Here is an 18,295-nt window from a genome sequence, read left to right as displayed (position 1 = left end):
GCGCGAGGAGGACAGCGTGTCAGAACAGCAGGACCAGACGCCCCAGGCCATGCGCCGCGAGGCCGAGCCGGCGCATTCCACGCCCGATACGACGCAGACGTTCGGACACGATTCCGACCTCTCTTTCGTTCCGTTCGGGTCCGAGCTCTCACAGGCCGAACTCGACGCCATCTCGGCCCTCCCGGCGCGAGCGGCTCTCCTGCTCGTCCGTTCCGGCCCGACCGCGGGAGCGCGCTATCTGCTCGATGCCGAGGTCGCCACGATCGGCCGACACCCCGAGGCCGATATCTTCTTCGACGACGTGACCGTGTCGCGTCGTCATGCCGAGATCACGCGTCGCCCCGAGGGTTTCGAGATCGTCGACCAGCGCTCGCTCAACGGCAGCTATGTCGACGGTGAGCGCGTGGATCGCGCTCTGCTCGTGAACGGCGCCGAGGTGCGGATCGGAAAGTTCCGTCTGACCTTCTTCATCTCCCCGGTCGATCTGCCGTTGTGGGCGGACGGCTGATGCCCGCGGCTCTTACTCGAAGCTCCGCGCCGGGCGCGGGTCTGCTCAGCATTGGGCAGGTGCTCGCTCGTCTGACGCCGGAGTTCCCGACTCTGACGACCTCGAAGTTACGCTTCCTCGAGGTGCAGGGCATCGTCACACCGACCCGCACCGAGTCGGGCTACCGCAAGTTCTCTCCCGCGGACGTCGACCGGCTGCGCTTGGCCCTCCAGCTGCAGCGCGATCACTACCTGCCCCTCAACGTGATCCGCGAGTATCTGAGCGATCTCGATGCGGGACGCAACCCCAGCCATCCGGGGCAGCAGCCGCCGCCCACGATTCACCCGCAGGGACGCCGGTATCGCCGCGACGAGCTGCTCCGTGCGGCCGGTGCGACCCCGCAGCTGTTCAACGAGGCCGTGTCGTCCGGCATCCTGCCCGCCGCCGAGTCGTTCGGCGATCAGAGCGTTTCGCTGTTGCGTGCGATCGTCTCGCTCGACAGCCACGGAATCGAGCCGCGCCACCTGCGGACGATCCGTCAGAGTGCCGAGCGCGACGTCTCGCTGATCGAGCAGGCGCTGGCTCCGCTCACGCATCGCGCCGACGCGCCGTCGCGGGCGAGGGCGAACGAAGTGGGTCCCGAGCTGGCGCGACGCCTCGACGAGGTACGCGCGATCTTCGTCCGCTCGGCGCTCACCCGGTTGCTTCCGTGACCGTTCCGAGACCTGCGCCGAGCCGCCCGGCGTGTCGCGGCGGATGTCGTTGCTCGTCGACGGCGGGTGTCCTAGCGTGGGGGATGAGCCGCGCACGTGCGTCTCGGAACCAGGCGAGGAGGACGCGATGAACGCTGGCGAACTCGCTGACGAGACACGTTTCGACTCGGACCTGCTGTTCACGGACGGCCTTCCGGCCATGGACGATGAGGTCGGCTACCGCGGTGCCGTCGCGGCGCGCGCCGCCGGGATCACGTACCGTCAGCTCGACTATTGGGCCCGCACCGAATTGGTCGAGCCGACCGTTCGCGGCGCGAGCGGCTCGGGATCGCAGCGGATGTACGGCTTTCGCGACATCCTCGTGCTGAAGCTCGTGAAGCGTCTTCTCGACACCGGAATCTCGCTGCAGCAGATCCGCACCGCGGTCGAGCAGCTGCGGGCCGCGGGTATCCGCGACCTCGCGGGCACCACGCTCATGAGCGACGGGGCATCCGTCTATCTCTGCACGTCCAACGACGAGGTCATCGACCTGGTCAGCCGCGGCCAGGGCGTCTTCGGCATCGCTGTCGGCAAGGTCCTGCGCGAGGTCGAGTCCACGCTCGTCGAGTTCGACCCGCAGACCGTCGACACGATCGACGAGCTCGCCGCTCGCCGTTCGGCTCGCACCGCCTGACCCCAGCCCTTCCGGTCAGCACGCAGCGGTCTCTTCGTCGCGCCAGGGTGATGCGCCGCCGCCGGACAGACGATGTCCCACTTACGCTCGGTATGGGGGTCGGTTACCGACGCAAAGTGGGACGCGACAGTGCGAAAGTGGGACACGCAACGGGTGGGCGGCGGGGTCGGGTCGGAGCCCAGCGGTGAGGCTGGGTCGGAGCGCAGCGGCGAGGCTGGGTCGGAGCGCAGCGGCGAGTCGACATGACGCGGCCGGGTACGACCCGAGGTCAGATGCGGGCGTCGCCGGGAACCGGAATGCGGCCGGTGCGCATGACACGATCGAGCAGTGCGTCGAAGTCGGCCGCGAGCTCCTGAGCCGAGTCGCCGGGCCAGATGTGCAGAGGCTTCGCGGCGCCCTGTGCCTGCTGCAGCGACGTGCGCTCGGGCAGCTGGGGGGACAGCACGAGGGGGCCGAACATGTCCCGCAGCTCTTTGATGCGGAACTGGTGCTCGATCGACTGGGGCCGCACGCGGTTGACGACGATTCCGAGCGGCTGGAGCCGGGGCGACAGACCACGGCGGATCTCTTCGATCGCGCGCAGGGCACGGTCAGCGGCGGCGACCGAGAACAGGCCGGGTTCGGACACGACGATCACACGATCGCTCGCGGCCCACGCCGTGCGCGTGAGGGCATTGAGCGACGGGGCGCAGTCGACGAGCACGAGGTCGTAGTCGGCCTCGATCGTGGCGAGGGCTTCTTCGAGCTTCCAGACATCGCGGACGCTCGGGTGCGGCCCGTCGAAGTTGATGGCCGAGGGGCTGCCGATCAGCACATCGATCGTGCCGGGGTGGACCTTCGCCCACCCGCTCGACGTGATCGCCTGGCGGACGACCTTCTCCTTGGGGTTGCCGAGCACATCGGCGACGTTGAGACGGCCGGCGACCTGGATGTCCATGCCGGTCGAGACATCCGACTGCGGGTCGAGGTCGACGACGAGTGTTCGGACGCCCCGGGCGAATGCCGCGGAGGCAAGCCCGAGCGTCACGGTGGTCTTTCCGACCCCGCCCTTGAGGGAGCTGACGCTGAGTACGTGCACAATCGTCTACGTTACCGTCCCCTAGGCTGTGGAACACACTCAGGTCGACGCGCCGAAGTTGTGAGGTGTCATGTTCCGCAAGATCCTTGTCGCGAATCGTGGTGAAATCGCCATACGCGCCTTTCGGGCCGCCTATGAGGTGGGCGCGCGCACGGTTGCCGTCTATCCCTACGAGGATCGCAACTCGCTGCATCGTTTGAAGGCCGACGAGGCCTACGAGATCGGCGAGCGCGGTCATCCCGTGCGTGCCTACCTCGATGTGGACGAGATCATCCGCGTCGCTCTCGAGAGCGGCTGCGATGCGATCTATCCCGGTTACGGATTCCTGTCGGAGAACCCGGATCTGGCCGAGCGTGCGAGCGCCAACGGCATCGCCTTCATCGGGCCGCCCGCGCGGGTGCTCGAGATGGCCGGCAACAAGGTCACCGCCAAGCACCACGCGATAGCCGCCGGGGTGCAGGTGCTCGCGTCGACCGAAGCATCGGCGGATGTCGACGAGCTTCTCGCACAGGCGGACGGAATCGGATTCCCGCTGTTCGCCAAGGCCGTCGCCGGCGGCGGCGGGCGCGGGATGCGCCGCGTCGAGACCAAGGAGGAGTTGGCCCCGGCTCTCGCCGAGGCGATGCGCGAGGCCGACAGCGCGTTCGGTGACCCGCGCATGTTCCTCGAGCAGGCCGTCGTCCGGCCCCGTCACATCGAGGTGCAGATCCTCGCCGATCAGGCCGGGCACACCGTCCACCTCTTCGAGCGGGACTGCTCGGTGCAGCGCCGGCACCAGAAGGTGATCGAGATCGCGCCCGCGCCGAACCTCGACGAGGAACTGCGCCAGAAGCTGCACCGTGACGCCGTCGCCTTCGCCGAGTCGATCGGCTACGTCAACGCCGGCACGGTCGAGTTCCTCGTCGACACCGAGGGGGAGCGCGCGGGCACGCACGTCTTCATCGAGATGAACCCGCGCATCCAGGTCGAGCACACGGTCACCGAAGAGGTGACGGATGTCGATCTCGTCCAGACCCAGATGCGCATCGCCGCGGGCGAGACCCTGGCAGACCTGGGTCTCGAGCAGGCCGACATCCGCCTGCGGGGCGCGGCGCTGCAGTGCCGCATCACGACGGAGGACCCGACGCAGGGTTTCCGACCCGACACGGGCAAGATCACGACGTACCGTTCGCCCGGCGGCGCCGGCATCCGTCTCGACGGTGGGACGACCGCGGCCGGTTCGCAGGTCAGCCCCCACTTCGACTCGATGCTCGCGAAGCTCACCTGCCGCGGGCGCGACTTCCCGGCCGCGGTCTCGCGGGCACGGCGGGCTCTGGCCGAGTTCCGCATCCGCGGCGTCTCGACCAACATCCCGTTCTTGCAGGCCGTGCTCGATGACCCCTCGTTCGTCGCCGGAGACATCGCCACGTCGTTCATCGACGAGCGTCCCCAATTGCTGCGGGGACGCGAGTCGAAGGACCGCGGGACGCGCCTGCTGAACTGGCTCGTCGACGTCACGGTCAACAAGCCGAACGGTGAGAACCCCCTGTCGATCGACCCGGCGATGAAGCTCCCGCCGATCGACCTGAGTGCGCCCGCCCCGCCCGCGGGGCGCCAGCGTCTGCTCGAGCTGGGCCCGACGGGATTCGCCCTCGCGCTACGCGAACAGAAGCCCCTCGCGGTCACCGACACGACCTTCCGGGACGCGCACCAGTCCTTGCTCGCGACCCGTGTTCGCACGCGTGACCTCGTCGCCGTCGCGCCGTACGTGGCGCGACTGACCCCCGGTCTGTTCTCGGTCGAGGCGTGGGGCGGGGCGACCTACGACGTGGCTCTCCGATTCCTCGGCGAGGACCCCTGGGAGCGGCTGGAGCGTCTGCGCGAGGCCCTGCCGAACGTCCCGATCCAGATGCTCCTGCGTGGCCGCAACACGGTCGGCTACACCCCGTACCCGACCGAGGTGACGGATGCGTTCGTGCGCGAAGCCGCGGCGACCGGCGTAGACATCTTCCGCATCTTCGACGCTCTGAACGACGTTGCGCAGATGCGACCCGCGATCGACGCCGTCCTGGCGACGGGCTCGGCGGTCGCGGAAGTGGCGGTCTGCTACACGGGCGACCTCCTCAACCCGGACGAGGACCTGTACACCCTCGACTACTACCTGCGCCTCGCCGAGCAGATCGTGGATGCCGGTGCCCACGTCCTCGCGATCAAGGACATGGCCGGGCTTCTGCGTCCCGAAGCCGCCTCACGCCTCGTGTCCGCTCTGCGGGCGCGCTTCGACCTGCCCGTCCACGTGCACACGCACGACACCCCGGGTGGGCAGCTCGCAACGCTCCTCGCGGCGAGTGCCGCCGGTGCGGACGCGGTGGATGCGGCATCCGCCCCCATGGCGGGGACGACCAGCCAGCCGTCACTCTCGTCGCTGGTCGCTGCTCTCGCGCACACCGAGCGCGACACCGGCCTCGACCTGGATGCGGTCGCCGACCTCGAGCCGTACTGGGAGGCCGTGCGCCACCTGTACGCCCCGTTCGAATCCGGGTTGCCGGGGCCCACGGGCCGCGTGTACCGGCACGAGATCCCCGGCGGTCAGCTCTCGAACCTGCGTCAGCAGGCGATCGCCCTGGGCCTCGCGGATGACTTCGAACTGATCGAGGACATGTATGCCGCGGCCAACGGCATCCTCGGCCGCATCCCCAAGGTGACGCCGTCGTCGAAGGTCGTCGGCGATCTCGCCCTGCATCTCGCGGCGGTGAAGGCCGACCCGGCCGACTTCGAGGCCAACCCGCAGAACTACGACATCCCCGACTCCGTCGTCGGATTCATGGCGGGCGAGCTCGGAGATCTGCCGGGCGGATGGCCCGAGCCCTTCCGCACGGCCGTGCTGGCCGGGCGCACCGTGAAGATCGAGGTCGAACCCCTGTCCGCGGCGGATTCCGAGGCTCTGGCCGGCGACGCCGCGGCTCGACGCGAAGCGCTGAACCGTCTGCTCTTCCCCGTGCCGACCCGCCAGTTCGCGCAGGTGCGCGAGGTCTTCGGCGATGTCTCGCTGCTGGACACCTCCGACTACCTCTACGGCCTCGTCCCGGGCGAAGAGCACGCGGTCGAGATCGAGCGGGGTGTGCGTCTGCTGGTCGGGCTCGAGGCGATCGGTGCGGCCGACGACAAGGGCATGCGCACGGTCATGACGACACTCAACGGCCAGCTGCGTCCGGTGTTCGTGCGCGACCGGAGCATCTCGGTCGAGGCCCGGCAGGCGGAGAAGGCCGACACGACCAAGCCCGGCCAGGTCGCGGCTCCGTTCTCGGGTGTGGTCACGGTGAAAGCGTCTGTGGGCGAGTCGGTTCACGCGGGCCAGGCGGTCGCCTCGATCGAAGCGATGAAGATGGAGGCGGCCATCACGTCGCCCATCGATGGCGTGATCGAGCGCCTTGCGATCGGCGCAACCCAGCAGGTCGAGGCGGGAGACCTTTTGGTCGTGGTGCGCCCGGCGCAGTAATCTGGGGCGAGTACCATCCCCCCAACTGCAAGGTCCGGAGTTCCAGTGACGCCTCACGGCAAAGATCCGAGCGGCACCGACGACCCAGATAACGGGATCCTCGACGACGTGCCATCTGTCGAGACATCGGGCATCGGATTGCTCGGCACGCAGACGGCGCACGTCAATATCACGCTTCCCGCGGAAGAAGAGGACGACGAGGACATCGTGGAGGGCGACATCGCCTTCGCGGGCGGATTCGTGACGATCGATCTGCCCGCCGTCGAGCAGCAGGCGCCGACCGATGAGGTCGCTGACGACGTCGCGATCGAAGAGGCCGCGGTGGAGGTCTCGGCAGAGGGCGACGATTCGACGGAAGACCTCGACGGCGTCGTGCCGGACGAGGCGTCCGTCGAGGACATGCCCCTCGAGGCCGGCGCTATGGAGGACAGTCCCATCGAGGACAGCCCCATCGAGCACAGCCCCAGCGAAGACAGCCCCAGCGAGGACAGTCGTATCGAGGACGGTTTTCCCGAGGACATCCCGCTCGGTGCCGGATCCGAGGACCTCACCACGGAGGATGCCTCGTTCGAGGACGTCGACATCGACGATCTCCCCCTGGACGATGCCGAGACGACCGGATTCGAGCCGACCGGCTTCGAGTCCGCCCCCGCAGCGCCCCACGGGGACGCCGCGACCGACGACGATCTCGATGCACCGGTGGATGACGCGCCGGACGAGAAGGAGACTCCCGTGAACGATGGGACCGCCCCGGCCTCCCAGCCCGCCGAGCGTCGTGAAGTCGCACGCACCTCAGCCGCCGACGCACCCGTGCTGGCCTCGCGCAGAATCGGCGACATCGCGGGTGTCTCGGAGCGCGAGACATCCGATCTGCTCACCGCCGATCGACTGCTCGACCCGGCACAGATCGCGCGCCCCGAGCCCGAGGGGGTCTGGCAGCACCTGCTCTACTCGGTGACCGGCGGCAAGCTCAACGTCGGCGACGGCAAGCGGGCGCGCGCCCGCAAGGCCCTCGATCGTCGCATCGCCGCGGCCCTGCCCGGGGGCGGCGCCCGGTTCGTCGCCGTCGTCTCGCGCAAGGGCGGCGTGGGCAAGACGACCATCACGACCCTTCTCGGACAGGCCCTCGCCGACGCCCGTGACGATCGGGTCATCGCCGTCGATGCCAACCCCGATCGCGGTACCCTCGCCGAGCGCATCGCGCGACGCAGCGGCCGGACCGTCCGTGATCTCGTTCGCGAGCGCGACAACCTACGCGGCTACAACGACGTCTCGGCGATCGTCGCCCGCGACGAGACACGTTTGGATGTCTTGGCCTCCGACACCGACCCGCACATCGCCGAGGCGTTCAGCGGTGACGAGTATCGCGCGGTCGCCGAGGTGGCGGCGCACTACTACTCGGTCGTGCTGACCGACACCGGCACCGGTATCGTCCACTCGGTCATGGGGGCAACGCTCGAGCGTGCCGACCGGCTGATCGTCGTCGCGGGTCGTAGCATCGACGAGGCGCGGCTCGCATCCGAGACGCTCACGTGGCTGGAGGCGAACGGGTACGAGGATCGGGTGCGGAGCGCCATCGTCGTCCTCAACATGTCATCGCCCGGAACGTCGCCGGTGCGTCAGGACGAGCTCGAGGCGCACTTCCGCACTCGCGTGCGCGACGTGCTGCGTATGCCGTACGACCCGCAGCTCGCGACCGGGGGCGCGATCGTGTTCCGCGACCTGCAGCCGGCCACGCGCGCGGCCGCTCGCGAACTGGCCGCCAAGGTCGTCGAGGGTCTGCAGTCCGTATCGACGGCGGCCTGACGCGCCATGGCTGTGCGAGACATCCGCCTCTTCGGCGATCCCGTGCTCAAGGCGCATGCGGCCGAGATCGGCGAGATCGATGAGAGCGTCCGTGCTCTGGTGCGTGACCTGATCGACACGGTCGAGCCTCCGGGACGCGCCGGCGTCGCCGCGCCGCAGATCGGCGTCGGCTTGCGCGCGTTCAGCTACAACATCGACGGCGATATCGGGTACGTCCTGAATCCGGTCCTCGTCGAGGTGCGGGGTGAGCCGGTACCCGTGGACGAGGGATGCCTGTCGGTTCCCGGCCTCTGGCACCCGGCGATCCGGTACCCGTGGGCACGGGTCGAGGGCATCGACCTCGACGGTGAGCCCGTGGTCCTCGAGGGCGAGGGTCTGCTCGCGCAGGCCCTGCAGCACGAGACCGATCACCTCGACGGCACGCTGTACCTGGATCGGCTCACGCCCGAGCGTCGCCGCGTGGCGATGCGCGAGGTGCGCGAGTCTTCCTGGTTCTAGCCCGGAACGCGTCCTACGGCAGGGTGACGTTCGTCGTCGCCACGGGCTCGCGATAGATCTCGGCGATGTCGTCGGCGAAGTCCTCCACGATCACGTTGCGCTTGATCGACATCTTCGGCGTCAGATGGCCGCTCGCCTCGGTCCACTCGATCGGCAGGATCGTGAACTTGCGGATCGACTCGGCCCGCGACACGTGGCTGTTCGCCGTATCGATCGCGCGCTGAACCTCGGCCTTCACGGCATCGTGCTTCGCGGCCTCGTCGAGCGACATGGTGCCGGGCAGCCCGTTGTTCGCGAGCCAGGTCGGCAGCATCTCCGAGTCGAGGGTGACGAGCGCCGCGATGAACGGCTTCTGGTCGCCCACCACGACGACCTGACCGACGATCGGGTTGGCGCGGATCGGATCCTCGAGCGCGGCCGGGGCGACGTTCTTGCCGCCGGCCGTGACGATGATCTCCTTCTTGCGGCCCGTGATCGTCAGGAAGCCCTCGGAGTCGAACGATCCGAGGTCTCCGGTCTTGAACCAGTCGCCATCGAACGCGGCTGCGGTCGCCTCGGGGTTGCGCCAGTACTCCTTGAAGACGTCGATGCCGCGCACCTCGACCTCGCCGTCCTCGGCGAGGCGGATGCCGACGCCCGGCAGGACGGGGCCGACCGTGCCGATCTTCGACTTGGTCGCGAGGTTGACGGTCGCGGGGGCGGTGGTCTCGGTCAGGCCATAACCCTCGAGGATGACGATGCCGAGGCTGTGGAAGAAGTGCCCCAATCGCGGCCCGAGCGGGGCCGAACCCGACACGGCGTACTGGATGCGCCCGCCCATGGCGGCACGGAGCTTGCTGTAGACGAGCCGATCGAAGAGCGCGAACTTGATGCGCATCCCGAACGGGATCTTCTTTCCGTCCTGCAGCAGCTTCGAGTGCTCGATGGCCGTGTCTGCGGCGGCGCGGAAGATCTTGCCCTTACCGCCGGCCTCGGCCTTCTGCTCGGACGAGTTGTAGACCTTCTCGAAGACCCGCGGCACCGCCAGCAGGAACGTCGGCTTGAAGGATCCGAGGGCGGGCAGGAGCTGCTTCGTGTCGGGCTGGTGCCCGGTCTTCACGCCCGCGTGCACGTCGAGGATCGAGATGAAGCGCGCGAACACGTGCGCGGTCGTGATGAACAGCAGCGTCGAGGCGCCGGGCGTCTGCACGACCTCCTTCAGCGCGACCGCGGCGTTCCGCGAGAGCTCGACGAAGTTGCTGTGCGTCAGCACGCATCCCTTCGGGCGTCCCGTCGAACCCGAGGTGTAGATGAGCGTCGCGATGTCCGAGCCCTGCGCGATACCGCGACGGCGGTCGATCTCGGCATCCGGGACCGAGGCCCCGAGTTCGCTGAGCTTGTCGATGGCGTCGAGGCCGAGCTGCCACACCTCGCGGATCAGGGGCAGGTCGCCCCGGACCTCATCGAGGCGTGCGGCGTGATCGGCGGCTTCGACGATGCACGCGACGGCACCCGAGTCCTCGAGGATCCACTGGATCTGGTGAGGTGAACTCGTCTCGTAGATCGGCACCATGACGGCGCCCGCATAGAACAGCGCGAAGTCGACCAGGGTCCACTCGTAGGTCGTCCGTGCGAGGAATCCGACCTTGTCTCCGGGTTCGATCCCGGTTGCGGCGAGTCCCTTCGCGAGCGCGACAACTTGACGGCGGAACTCCGTCGCGGTGATGTCTCGCCAGCCGTCGCCCTGCGGCACGGCGAAGAGCGCGAGATCGGGCGTTGCCGCGACGCGATCCTCGAGCAGATGGGTCACATTGGCTTTCGGGTCCGCGGGTACGACGGCGGGGACCTCGAATTGGACGGCACTCATTATCGGCAGCTCCTTTGGCACCGGGGTGTTGTCGGCTTCGCCCCGAGTCTACCCTCTGGTGGAACTCGGTCTCAGGGAATCGAGACCCGGTTTACGGACCGGTCCGCGGCTAGACTGCACGAGGCCGTCCGGGGCCACACGTGGTCGCGAAGGGGAGTGGGAGTGCTTTCGATCGGCATCGACATCGGCGGAACCAAGATCGCCGGTGGTCTGGTTGACGAGTCCGGCACGATCGTGCAGGCGCGGCGTGTCGACACCCCCGAAGGCCCGCGCGCGATCGAGGATGCGGTCGCGGTCATGATCGGCGAGTTGCGTGCCGGCACGAATGCGCGAGCAGCGGGCGTTGCCGCCGCCGGCTTCATGGATCGTGAGCGCACGCGCGTGCGCTTCGCCCCGAACATCGCGTGGCGTGACGAGCCGTTGCGTGACCGGATCTCGGAACTCGCGGGCCTGGCGGTCGTGATCGAGAACGACGCGGATGCCGCGGGATGGGCCGAATTCCGCTTCGGTGCCGGACGGGGTCGGTCCCACATGACGATGCTGACACTGGGTACCGGGGTCGGTGGCGCGATCATCGCCGGCGGCGAGCTCTCCCGCGGGGGCTTCGGCATCGGCGGCGAGCTCGGGCACCTCCGGCTCGTGCCCGGCGGTCTGCTGTGCGGCTGCGGGCGAAACGGATGCCTCGAGCAGTACGCGTCGGGCAATGCCCTGCGCCGCATCGCCAACGAGATCGCGGATGCCGAGGCATCCGGTATCGGTTCCGCCCTCGACGCCGCCCGTAGTGCGGACGGACGGGTGTCCGGCCAGGCGATCGCCGAGCTCGTTCTCGCCGACGATCCGGGCGCGCTCCAGGCGCTACGCCGGGTCGCCGCGTCGCTCGGCGAGGCGTGCGGCAGCTTTGCCGCCGTGCTGGACCCCGAGATCTTCGTGATCGGCGGGGGAGTCTCGGTGCTCGATGAGCGGCTGCTCGCGCCCGTGCGCGAGGCCTACCTGACGGCGTTGTCCGCTCCGGAGCATCGCCCCGTCGCCGAGTTCGCCGTCGCCGAGCTGATCAACGACGCGGGCGTGATCGGGGTCGCGGACCTCGCGCGCCGTGCCTACCTGCGGGATGGTGAGTGAGCGATGTTCTACTGGCTGATGAAGTACATCGTGATCGGGCCGATCCTCAAGGCGATCTTCCGGCCCTGGATCGTCGGTCGGCGCAACATCCCCGTCGAGGGCGGGGCGATCCTCGCGAGCAACCACCTGTCGTTCGCCGACTCGGTGTTCCTTCCGCTCATGATCGATCGGCAGATGTCGTTCCTCGCGAAGAGCGACTACTTCACCGGCCGGGGCATCCGCGGCTGGGCCACACGCGTCTTCTTCAAGGCCACGGGACAGATCCCGATCGACCGTTCGGGCGGCAAGGCATCCGAAGCCTCCCTCAACACGGGACTCGCGGTGCTCGCGAACGACGACCTTCTCGGGATCTACCCCGAGGGAACCCGGAGTCCCGATGGCCGCCTCTACCGCGGTCGCACCGGCATCGCGCGCATGGCGCTCGAGGCACGCGTCCCGGTGATCCCGGTCGTCATGGTCGACACCGACACGATCATGCCGATCGGCAAACGGATGCCCCGCATCGGCCGCGTGGGCGTCGTCATCGGCGAACCGCTCGACTTCTCGCGATTCGCGGGGCTCGAGGGCGACCGATACGTGTTGCGGTCCGTGACGGACGAGATCATGGTCGCACTGCAGCGGTTGGGCGAGCAGTACTACGAGGACGTCTACGCCTCGACGGTCAAAGACCGGCTCGCCGCTCGCACCTGATCGCCGTTCCTGCGCGGTCTGACGCGGGTGGGTGCGGCATCCGGGGCCTGTCCTGCACGGCTAGACTGAGCGGATGCTTCAGCAGCTTGACCCCCTCGATCACTGGCGGAACCTGCCCATCAAACAGCAGCCCCAGTGGCGCGACGCCGATGCCGTCGCCGCTGTCTCGGCCGAGATCGCAACGCTTCCGCCGCTCGTCTTCGCGGGAGAGGTCGACATCCTGCGCGACCGCCTCGCGCGTGCCGCCTCGGGCAACGCCTTCCTGCTGCAGGGCGGTGACTGCGCCGAGACCTTCGCGGGTGCGACGGCCGAGCAGATCCGCAACCGCATCAAGACCGTGCTGCAGATGGCGGTCGTGCTGACCTACGGCGCGTCGATGCCGGTCGTGAAGATGGGGCGCATGGCGGGACAGTTCGCCAAGCCCCGCTCGAGCGACACCGAGACGCGCGGCGACGTCACGCTCCCCGCCTACCGCGGCGACATCGTCAACGGCTACGACTTCACCGAGGCCTCGCGTCAGCCCGACCCGGCGCGCCTGCTCAAGGGCTACCACACGGCCGCGTCGACGCTGAACCTGATCCGTGCGTTCACGCAGGGTGGTTTCGCCGATCTGCGCGAGGTGCACAGCTGGAACAAGGGCTTCGCCGAGAACCCGGCGAACCAGCGCTACGAGCGCATCGCGGGCGAGATCGATCGCGCGATCAAGTTCATGGAGGCCGCGGGCGCCGACTTCGACGACCTGCGTCGCGTCGAGTTCTACACCGGCCACGAGGGCCTGCTCATGGACTACGAGCGTCCGATGACCCGCATCGACTCGCGCACCGGAACGCCGTACAACACGTCGGCGCACTTCGTGTGGATCGGTGAGCGCACGCGCGACCTCGACGGCGCGCACATCGACTACTTCTCGAAGATCCGCAACCCGATCGGCGTGAAGCTCGGGCCCACGACCTCTCCCGAGACCGTCCTCGAGCTGATCGACAAGCTCGACCCCGAGCGCGAGCCCGGGCGTCTGACGTTCATCACGCGCATGGGTGCGGGCAAGATCCGCGACGCGCTGCCGCCGCTGCTCGAGGCCGTGCGCGACTCGGGTGCGACGCCCCTGTGGGTCACCGACCCGATGCACGGCAACGGCATCACGACGCCGACGGGTTACAAGACGCGTCGCTTCGACGACGTCGTGGACGAGGTGCGCGGCTTCTTCGACGCGCACCGTGCGGTCGGCACGTTCCCGGGCGGCATTCACGTCGAGCTCACGGGCGACGACGTGACCGAGTGCCTGGGCGGCTCCGAGATGATCGACGAGGCAACCCTCGCGACGCGCTACGAGAGCCTCTGCGACCCGCGCCTGAACCACATGCAGAGCCTGGAGCTCGCCTTCCTCGTGGCCGAGGAGCTCGAGAAGCGCTGACCCCGCGCCCCTTCTGGCGTCGAACTGTCACAAACCGCTGCATCCGTTCGCGAGATCGAGCGTTCTGTGACAGGTCGACGGGCGGCGGCTGTGGATGAACCGGGATAGGGATGTCGCGGGCGGCAGAGTGGGCCGATGGGTCGACGTATGCCGTTGCCGGCTGAGCTGCCCCCGGGCGTGGCATTCACGGTCGCGCAGGGGCGTTCGTCGGGTGTCGCGGACGGACGGATGCGTGGAGGCGATCTCGACCGGCCGCACCACGGTGTGCGGGCCCGGGCGCTGGACCCGACGGACCTCGTCGACCGATGTACGGCTCTCCTTCCGCTGATGGGCAACGATCAAGTCTTCAGTCATCTGACTGCAGCGGCGCTGCTCGGTATGCCGCTACCCGCTGAGCACGGGGCATCCGATCCTCTCGACGTGCTGACCCTCGGCGCGCGACGGATGCGTCGGCCCGGGGTCACGGGGCGGCAGACCGACGACACCGATACGCCGATCGCCTTTCTCGCTCACCTGCCCGTGGTCGCGCCACCTCGCACCTGGTGCCACCTGGCCGAGCTCGGACGGGCCGCGCGGATCGACCGGAGGTGGCTCGTGGCCATCGGCGACCATGTGATCAGCGGCACCCGCAGAGCGGGCGGACGCACGCCACCTCTCGCAGAGAACACCGAACTGGTCGCGGCCGTCCGTGAGCATGGGTCTCGACGGGGAGCTGCGAGTCTCGCGTGGGCCCTGCCGCGGCTGCGCCGGCCCGTCGACTCGCCCCGGGAGTCGCTGCTACGACTGATACTCGTGGCGGGTGGGCTGCCCGAACCCGAGGTGCAGTTCGCGGTGATGACGGCCCACGGCATCCGTCACGCCGATCTGGGATACCGCGACGCGCGACTGCTGATCGAGTATCAGGGCGACGACCACCGAACCTCGCGCAGGCGGTGGCTCGACGATCTGACCCGCCGTCAGCTATTCGAGGACGCCGGCTATCGCGTGATCGAGCTGGGTGCGGCGGACCTGGCCGACGAGGCTGCGCTGGTCGCACGTATCCGCCGCGCGCTCCAGGGCCGATTCTTCGGCAGATGATGGTTCGACCTGTCACAAACCGCTCGATCTGGCGCCCAGATAGAGCCGTTTGTGACAGGTCGCCCGTGGAGGGTCAGCCGGAGGCGGTGATCTGGAGGTACACCGAGGTGCCGAGCGGACGCTCAGCGCCTACCGCGGGGTCGGTACCCGTCACACGTGTCAGGGGGTTGGGGACGGCATTCCAGAACGGCGCGAAGTCCACCTTGAAGCCGGCGGCCTCGAGCTTCTCCCGCGCTGCGTCCCGTGTGAGGTCGCGCACGTCGGGGATCGGATACGGCTGGGGGCCCTTCGAGACCACCAACGTGGCCGTATCGCCGGGGCGCCAGTTGCGGCCCTCGGGCTGGCCGCGGATGCCGATCACGTCGCCCGTGTCGATGTCGTCCGAGAACTCCTCGACGGGTGTGCCCGACACCTCGAGTTTCACGGCCTTCAGCGTGGAGGTGGCGGCCTGGGTGCTCATTCCGACGACGGATGGAACGGGCCCGAGCGACACGGTGAGGGTGACGGTGCTGCCCTCGAGCACGGTCCCGCCCCCCGACACATCGAACGCGTCGCCCACGACGGGCTGCGCGAGCGCCGACAGCACCGTGCCGGACGCGGGGTCCGCGAACTCCTGCACGCTCTCGCCGATCAGGATCTTCGCGTCCGTCAGCACGGTCCGGACGGCGTCCTCGGGTTGACCAGCGAGCGCCGACAGATCGTGCGGCATGGGCCCGAGCGACAGGACGACCGACACCGTCGCGTCCTTGTCCACCCGTTCGCCCGCACCCGGCGTCGTATAGAGGACGAGCCCGGTGTCGACCTCGAGGCTGTACTCGCCCTCGCCCTGAACCGCGACGAGCGTGTCCTGCTGCAATCGAGCCGCGGCTTCGTCGAACGTACGACCCGAGACATCCGGTACCGCAACCAGCGATCCCGGTCCGGATCCGAACCACCATCCGGCACCGCCCGCGAGGCCCGCGAGCAGAATCACGAGCACCGCGAACCACGCACCGCGCGCACGACGCCGACCCGCTCGGCGCCGCAGCAGCGTGCCGTTGTCGACATCCGGAGTGATGGTCGTCGTGAGAGCCGCGGCCGAGGGCATGACCTTGGTCAGCTCGCCGGAATTGCTGTCGTCGTGGATGCCGATCGCCACCGTCGCCCGCGTCGGGGCGGGGGCGACGCCCAGGTCGCGCTCGATCTCGCGAAGGCGATCGAGCATGACGGATGCATCGTCCGGACGGTCGTCCGAATTCTTCTCGGTCGCCCACAGCACGAGCTCGTCGAGGGGCTCGGGGATCTGCGGATTCTTCGCGCTCGGTCGCGGCACCGTGTCGGTCGCGTGGCGGTAGGCGATCTGCATCGGCTGCTCGCCCTTGTAGGGCTGATCGCCGACGAGCATCTCGTACAGCATGATGCCGAGCGCGTAGATGTCGCTGCGTGCGTCGGCCTGGCCGCGGGTCACGAGCTCGGGCGCGAGATAGGCGATCGTGCCCATCAGCATCTGGCCCGTCGCGGTGTTCGCGGTCGTCGCGCGCGCGAGCCCGAAGTCGCCGATCTTGATGCGGCCGTCCTCGGCCAGGAGGATGTTCTCGGGCTTGACGTCGCGGTGCACGATACCGGCGCGGTGCGCTGCCGCGAGGCCCGACAACGTCGCGTCCATGATCGTGATCGTCTGCGCGATCGTGAGCTTCTTCTGCTCCTTCAGCAGCTCGCGCAGAGTGATGCCCGGCAGGTACTCCATCACGAGATACGCGATGCCCTCGTCCTGACCCTGATCGAAGACATTGACGACGTTCGGGTCGGCCAGCCGGGCGGCGGCACGCGCCTCCTGGATGAAGCGGGTCTGGAACACCGCGTCGTCGCTCAGGTGCCCGTGCATGACCTTCAGGGCGATGCGGCGCTCGAGACGCAGGTCGGTGGCCACGTATACGGTGGCCATGCCGCCGCGGGCGATACGGGCGCGAACGCGATAGCGAGAGTCGACAAGCCGCCCGATCAAGGGGTCGGCTTGCTGACTCGTACTCACGAGTGAAGTCTACGGAAGCGCGAGCCCGTGCCCCGGGAGCGCCTCACCCTGGGGGCACGGCGAAACCGCATTATCCGAGCGCGGCGATCCACTGATAGGCGGCGTCCTCCCAGGCGGCGTAGCGGTCGGGGAATGCCGACCGCTGCACGGCCTGGGCGGCTTGCGCGAAGCCCATGCCCTCCCAGCCGCGGATGTCGAGGAGTCCCCGCGTGCGGTTGCCGTTCGGATCGGACGGGCCGCCGTAGAAGACGCGGATCGAACGGGACGCGTCGCGGATCTCGGCGGGGGAGCCCCACCCGGTGCTCGCTCGCTGCTGATACAGGCCGAGCGAGTCGCGATCGCCCCAGTCGAGATTGCGGATCCAGGATTCGACCATCGCGGTTGCCAGGGCGATGGCGATGCCGCGTTCCGAGACTCCGAGTTCCCGGCCGATCTGGATGATCAGGCGAGCGTTCTGAATCTGCTCGGCATCGAGTCCGTCGACGGATGCCGCGGGCGCCGGTGCGGCGGCGGGCGCCGCAGCGGCACCGGTCGCGGCGGTGGGCACGGCGACGGCCTGACCGGGGTAGATGATCGAGCCCGCGCCGAGGCCGTTGGCCGCGAAGATGGCGGCGAGGGTGACGCCGTACTTCTTGGCGATGCCCGAGAGCGTGTCACCGCGGGCGACGGTATGGGTCGTCTGCGGGGCCACCGGGGCGGGGGCGGGCGCGGGCACCGGGGCGGGCGTGACGGCCGCGGCCGTCGTGACGCCCGGAACGTTCAGGGTCTGGCCGGGGTAGATGACCGAACTCCAGCCGAGGCCATTGGCCTCGAACAGCGCCCGAAGACCGATGCCGTGGCGCTGGGCGATGCCGGTCAGCGTGTCGCCCGCAACCACCGTGTGCGACATCATCGCGGGCGCGGCGGGGGCTGGGGCGGCGGGCGCCGGCGCGGGGGGGGCGCTCAGCTTCAGCACCTGACCCGGGCGGATGACGGACGTCCAGTCGAGGCCGTTCCACGCGAGGACATCGGCGGGACGCAGCCCGTGCGCGCTCGCGATCGACCAGACGCTCTCTCCGGCGGCGACCACGTGGGTGGTGGCAGGCGGAGACGCGGGGACGACGGTTGCGGGGACTCCACGCCAGTGCGGGCGCGGCTCGCGCTCGGTCGCCAGCGGTGCCGCCGCGGCGGGCGGCGCGACGAGTGTCGCCGCGAGCGTGCCGATCAGGGCGGCGGGCACGGTGAAGTGCGCACGGTTCGGACGAACGAGCGTCTTGAGTGACTTGCGCACGGATGTTTCCCCTCGATCAAACTCCTGAAACGCTGTCACGCATGTTAATGAAAGTCAACAGAAGTGATATGTGGGGTCGATGTTGCGAATGTGACGGGAGTGATTTGTCGCGACTGCCCGTGAGTCGCACGCGCTGTC

The 18,295-nt window shown here is 68.9% G+C and carries 14 protein-coding genes; 10 read left to right on the top strand and 4 right to left on the bottom strand.

The window, feature by feature from the left end:
• Window positions 1–49 precede the first annotated feature (49 nt).
• From CGU35_RS08755 to CGU35_RS08745, 3 genes are all read left to right on the top strand, one after another.
• Complete coding sequence (locus tag CGU35_RS08755; protein ID WP_100811381.1) at window positions 50–508, top strand: FHA domain-containing protein; 459 nt, start codon at window positions 50–52, stop codon at window positions 506–508.
• Window positions 508–1,200 (top strand): transcriptional regulator FtsR, encoded by a 693-nt coding sequence (ftsR, locus tag CGU35_RS08750; RefSeq protein ID WP_100811380.1) that lies wholly within the window; start codon window positions 508–510, stop codon window positions 1,198–1,200. The genes CGU35_RS08755 and ftsR overlap by 1 nt, the downstream gene beginning before the upstream one ends.
• 127 nt (window positions 1,201–1,327) lie before the next feature.
• Window positions 1,328–1,873 (top strand): MerR family transcriptional regulator, encoded by a 546-nt coding sequence (locus CGU35_RS08745; RefSeq protein ID WP_100811102.1) that lies wholly within the window; start codon window positions 1,328–1,330, stop codon window positions 1,871–1,873.
• A gap of 268 nt (window positions 1,874–2,141) precedes the next feature.
• Here CGU35_RS08745 and CGU35_RS08740 read toward each other — a convergent pair whose 3' ends face one another.
• Entirely contained in the window at window positions 2,142–2,951 is an 810-nt protein-coding gene (locus CGU35_RS08740; RefSeq protein WP_036296460.1) for a ParA family protein, read from the bottom strand.
• A 70-nt stretch (window positions 2,952–3,021) separates the two neighbouring features.
• On the opposite strand from CGU35_RS08740, the gene CGU35_RS08735 reads away from it, so the two are divergent.
• The 3 genes from CGU35_RS08735 to CGU35_RS08725 all read left to right on the top strand — a co-directional run bounded on the left by CGU35_RS08735 (window position 3,022) and on the right by CGU35_RS08725 (window position 8,733).
• Complete coding sequence (locus tag CGU35_RS08735; RefSeq protein WP_100811101.1) at window positions 3,022–6,429, top strand: pyruvate carboxylase; 3,408 nt, start codon at window positions 3,022–3,024, stop codon at window positions 6,427–6,429.
• A 108-nt stretch (window positions 6,430–6,537) separates the two neighbouring features.
• Window positions 6,538–8,235 (top strand): MinD/ParA family ATP-binding protein, encoded by a 1,698-nt coding sequence (locus CGU35_RS08730; RefSeq protein ID WP_232711200.1) that lies wholly within the window; start codon window positions 6,538–6,540, stop codon window positions 8,233–8,235.
• A gap of 6 nt (window positions 8,236–8,241) precedes the next feature.
• On the top strand, window positions 8,242–8,733 hold the full coding sequence (locus CGU35_RS08725) for a peptide deformylase (RefSeq protein WP_100811100.1): 492 nt from the start codon (window positions 8,242–8,244) through the stop codon (window positions 8,731–8,733).
• A 13-nt stretch (window positions 8,734–8,746) separates the two neighbouring features.
• Here CGU35_RS08725 and CGU35_RS08720 read toward each other — a convergent pair whose 3' ends face one another.
• The gene (locus CGU35_RS08720) at window positions 8,747–10,579 is read right to left on the bottom strand and encodes an AMP-dependent synthetase/ligase (protein ID WP_100811099.1); all 1,833 of its coding nucleotides are present in this window, start codon (window positions 10,577–10,579) and stop codon (window positions 8,747–8,749) included.
• Window positions 10,580–10,741: 162 nt separating this feature from the next.
• Between CGU35_RS08720 and CGU35_RS08715 the strand changes: the two genes are divergently transcribed.
• The 4 genes from CGU35_RS08715 (at window position 10,742) to CGU35_RS08700 (ending at window position 14,876) form a co-directional block, all read left to right on the top strand.
• Window positions 10,742–11,698 (top strand): ROK family glucokinase, encoded by a 957-nt coding sequence (locus CGU35_RS08715; RefSeq protein WP_100811378.1) that lies wholly within the window; start codon window positions 10,742–10,744, stop codon window positions 11,696–11,698.
• 3 nt (window positions 11,699–11,701) lie between these two features.
• Window positions 11,702–12,388, top strand: a complete 687-nt coding sequence (locus tag CGU35_RS08710) for a lysophospholipid acyltransferase family protein (RefSeq protein ID WP_100811098.1) — start codon at window positions 11,702–11,704, stop codon at window positions 12,386–12,388.
• 73 nt (window positions 12,389–12,461) lie between these two features.
• On the top strand, window positions 12,462–13,799 hold the full coding sequence (locus CGU35_RS08705) for a class II 3-deoxy-7-phosphoheptulonate synthase (RefSeq protein ID WP_100811097.1): 1,338 nt from the start codon (window positions 12,462–12,464) through the stop codon (window positions 13,797–13,799).
• A gap of 135 nt (window positions 13,800–13,934) precedes the next feature.
• Entirely contained in the window at window positions 13,935–14,876 is a 942-nt protein-coding gene (locus CGU35_RS08700) for a hypothetical protein (RefSeq protein ID WP_146048005.1), read from the top strand.
• 73 nt (window positions 14,877–14,949) lie between these two features.
• Here CGU35_RS08700 and pknB read toward each other — a convergent pair whose 3' ends face one another.
• Window positions 14,950–16,887 (bottom strand): Stk1 family PASTA domain-containing Ser/Thr kinase, encoded by a 1,938-nt coding sequence (gene pknB / locus CGU35_RS08695; protein WP_100811095.1) that lies wholly within the window; start codon window positions 16,885–16,887, stop codon window positions 14,950–14,952.
• A 70-nt stretch (window positions 16,888–16,957) separates the two neighbouring features.
• Window positions 16,958–18,157, bottom strand: a complete 1,200-nt coding sequence (locus tag CGU35_RS08690) for a LysM peptidoglycan-binding domain-containing protein (protein WP_232711199.1) — start codon at window positions 18,155–18,157, stop codon at window positions 16,958–16,960.
• Window positions 18,158–18,295 lie beyond the last annotated feature (138 nt).

Source organism: Microbacterium sp. BR1, from assembly GCF_002812725.1.
GTDB lineage: Bacteria > Actinomycetota > Actinomycetes > Actinomycetales > Microbacteriaceae > Microbacterium.
Note: the sequence above shows the minus strand (reverse complement) of the source record. Positions and strands in the feature narration are given on the sequence as shown.

What these genes read in the sequence shown, in the direction of transcription:
- CGU35_RS08720 (WP_100811099.1), bottom strand. Translation starts at nt 10,579, where the DNA reads ATGAGTGCCGTCCAATTCGAGGTCCCCGCCGTCGTACCCGCGGACCCG.
- CGU35_RS08705 (WP_100811097.1), top strand. Translation starts at nt 12,462, where the DNA reads ATGCTTCAGCAGCTTGACCCCCTCGATCACTGGCGGAACCTGCCCATC.
- CGU35_RS08710 (WP_100811098.1), top strand. Translation starts at nt 11,702, where the DNA reads ATGTTCTACTGGCTGATGAAGTACATCGTGATCGGGCCGATCCTCAAG.
- CGU35_RS08725 (WP_100811100.1), top strand. Translation starts at nt 8,242, where the DNA reads ATGGCTGTGCGAGACATCCGCCTCTTCGGCGATCCCGTGCTCAAGGCG.
- ftsR (WP_100811380.1), top strand. Translation starts at nt 508, where the DNA reads ATGCCCGCGGCTCTTACTCGAAGCTCCGCGCCGGGCGCGGGTCTGCTC.
- CGU35_RS08700 (WP_146048005.1), top strand. Translation starts at nt 13,935, where the DNA reads ATGGGTCGACGTATGCCGTTGCCGGCTGAGCTGCCCCCGGGCGTGGCA.
- CGU35_RS08735 (WP_100811101.1), top strand. Translation starts at nt 3,022, where the DNA reads ATGTTCCGCAAGATCCTTGTCGCGAATCGTGGTGAAATCGCCATACGC.
- CGU35_RS08745 (WP_100811102.1), top strand. Translation starts at nt 1,328, where the DNA reads ATGAACGCTGGCGAACTCGCTGACGAGACACGTTTCGACTCGGACCTG.
- CGU35_RS08755 (WP_100811381.1), top strand. Translation starts at nt 50, where the DNA reads ATGCGCCGCGAGGCCGAGCCGGCGCATTCCACGCCCGATACGACGCAG.